This is a genomic window from Streptomyces sp. NPDC002690, assembly GCF_053592415.1.
The window spans coordinates 1-2,620 of the sequence record NZ_JBSFVR010000614.1 but is presented as its reverse complement, the minus strand read 5'-3'; the positions used below and the strand labels follow the sequence as shown (position 1 = coordinate 2,620).

General features: G+C 71.0%; 2 protein-coding genes. One reads left to right on the top strand and one right to left on the bottom strand.

What is annotated here, in order from left to right; translation table 11 throughout:
• A partial coding sequence (locus tag ACWD3D_RS35890; RefSeq protein WP_451464854.1) for a DEAD/DEAH box helicase occupies nucleotides 1-1,258 on the bottom strand: 1,258 nt, incomplete at its 3' end.
• Between the two features lie 475 nt (nucleotides 1,259-1,733).
• Here ACWD3D_RS35890 and ACWD3D_RS35885 point away from each other — a divergent pair.
• Nucleotides 1,734-2,480 carry a ferritin-like fold-containing protein gene (locus ACWD3D_RS35885; RefSeq protein WP_451464853.1) on the top strand — a complete coding sequence of 249 codons (747 nt, stop codon included), beginning with the start codon at nucleotides 1,734-1,736 and terminating at the stop codon, nucleotides 2,478-2,480.
• The last annotated feature ends 140 nt before the right edge of the window (nucleotides 2,481-2,620 follow it).

Sequence of the window (2,620 nt, the reverse complement as noted above, 5' to 3'; positions counted from 1 at the left end):
CGGGGCGCTCCTCGCGGGCCTCACGGGCGGGGCCGGACGAGGCGGGAGCCTTGCGGCCCCGCCCACCGGTCTCGCCGAGGTCCTCCAGCTCCTCCGCGCGCAGACCCGCACGGGTCCGCTCGGCACGCGGCAGTATGCCCTTGGTGCCCTCGGCGATACCGAGGTCCGAGAACAGGTGCGGGGAGGTGGAGTACGTCTCCGGCGGGTCCGGGAACTTCAGGTCCAGCGCCTTGTTGATCAGCTGCCAGCGCGGGATGTCGTCCCAGTCCACCAGGGTGACCGCGGTGCCCTTGGCGCCCGCGCGGCCGGTGCGGCCGATGCGGTGCAGGTAGGTCTTCTCGTCCTCGGGGGACTGGTAGTTGATGACGTGGGTCACACCCTCGACATCGATACCGCGCGCGGCGACGTCGGTGCAGACGAGAACGTCGACCTTGCCGTTGCGGAAGGCGCGCAGCGCCTGCTCACGGGCGCCCTGGCCGAGGTCGCCGTGGACCGCGCCGGAGGCGAAACCGCGCTTCTCCAGCTGCTCCGCGATGTCGGCGGCGGTGCGCTTCGTACGGCAGAAGATCATCGCCAGTCCCCGGCCGTCGGCCTGGAGGATGCGCGAGACCATCTCGGGCTTGTCCATGTTGTGCGCCCGGTACACGAACTGGGTCGTGTTCTTCACCGTCGTGCCCTCGTCGTCGGGCGACGTGGCGTTGATGTGCGTGGGCTGCGACATGTAGCGGCGGGCGAGGCTGATCACGGCGCCGGGCATCGTCGCCGAGAAGAGCATGGTCTGGCGCTTCGCCGGCAGCATCGTGAGGATGCGCTCGACGTCGGGCAGGAAGCCCAGGTCCAGCATCTCGTCGGCCTCGTCGAGGACGAGGGCGCGGACGTGGGACAGGTCCAGCTTGCGCTGGCCCGCCAGGTCGAGCAGTCGGCCCGGGGTGCCGACGACCACGTCGACGCCCTTTTTCAGCGCCTCGACCTGGGGCTCGTACGCCCGGCCGCCGTAGATGGCCTGGACGCGGACGTTACGGACCTTGCCCGCGGTGAGGAGGTCGTTGGTGACCTGCTGGCAGAGCTCGCGCGTGGGGACGACGACGAGCGCCTGCGGCGCGTCGGTCAGCTTTTCGGGTGCCGCCCGGCCCGCCTCGACGTCGGCGGGGACGGTGACGATCTCCAGGAGCGGCAGGCCGAAGCCCAGCGTCTTGCCGGTGCCGGTCTTCGCCTGGCCGATGACGTCGCTGCCCGAGAGCGCGACGGGGAGGGTCATCTCCTGGATCGGGAAGGGGGACGTGATGCCGACGGCTTCGAGGGCCTCGGCCGTCTCGGGGAGAATCCCGAGGTCGCGGAAGGTAGTCAGGGTGCTGCCTCTTCTGTGAGACGCGGACCGAGGCGAACGCTGGGGGTCGTACCGTGCCGGGGTTGGTCATCCGGCCCAGGGAGGGCGCGGGTGGCGCGGGACCACTGCCGTCGCTCGAGCGCTCGTGCCGCTGAGGGGGCCCCTCATCTGCGGTCGTACGGTGTGTACGACCCGCGTGGAGGGCTGTCGGGTCGGAGCCGATCGGGCCACCGACCGGGCATCCTCATTCAAGGGCGCGCCCCTGGCATACGAAAATGCTCAGTAGGCGCATTACCACTGTACCCCGGATTCGCGCATGTGTGTTGGGCGAATTCATCGGAACGGTGTGATCTCGGTGGTGGACCGGGCCCTTACCACCAGCACCGTGCGGGCTATTGTGCGCTCCATGGAGACGCCTGACAACGCCGCTCGCACGCCCGACGAAGCCCCCGCCCCCACCGGCATCGCCGCCGGAAGCTGGTCGACGGCCTCGGTCGACCCGCAGTACCGAGCCGCCGTGGTGGATCTGCTGGGCGCCCTCGCCTACGGGGAACTGGCCGCTTTCGAGCGGCTCGCCGAGGACGCCAAACTCGCGCCGACCCTCGGCGACAAGGCGGAACTGGCGAAGATGGCCTCCGCGGAATTCCATCATTTCGAGCAGCTCACCGAGCGCCTCTCGGCCGTCGGGGAGAACCCGACGGGAGCGATGGAGCCGTTCGCCAAGGCGCTGGACGACTTCCACCGCCAGACCGCTCCCTCCGACTGGCTGGAGGGCCTGGTCAAGGCCTACGTCGGCGACTCGATCGCCAGCGACTTCTACCGTGAGGTCGCCATCCGGCTCGACGCGGACACCCGGGACCTGGTGCTCGCCGTCCTGGACGACACCGGCCACGGGAACTTCGCGGTGGCCAAGGTGCGCGCCGCGATCGAGGCCGACCCCCGCGTCGGAGGCCGGCTCGCGCTCTGGGCCCGGCGGCTGATGGGCGAGGCGCTCTCCCAGGCCCAGCGGGTGGTCGCCGACCGCGACGCCCTGTCGACGATGCTGGTGGGCGGCGTGGCGGACGGGTTCGACCTGGCCGAGGTCGGCCGGATGTTCTCCCGGATCACCGAGGCGCACACCAAGCGGATGGCCGCCCTGGGCCTCGCCGCCTGACGCCCGCCCGGCACGTCCGGCACGTCCGCAGGCCCTTCCCGGACGGCGGCCGGGTGCTCCTGTCGCGGTGCGGGCTTGGGCGAGGGCGGGGATTCGAGGTCTTCGAGTTCGATTCCCGGGGCGGCGAGAACCACGTCCCC

Excerpts from the sequence above, each read along its gene's own strand:
- ACWD3D_RS35885 (WP_451464853.1), top strand. The coding sequence starts at position 1,734 with ATGGAGACGCCTGACAACGCCGCTCGCACGCCCGACGAAGCCCCCGCC.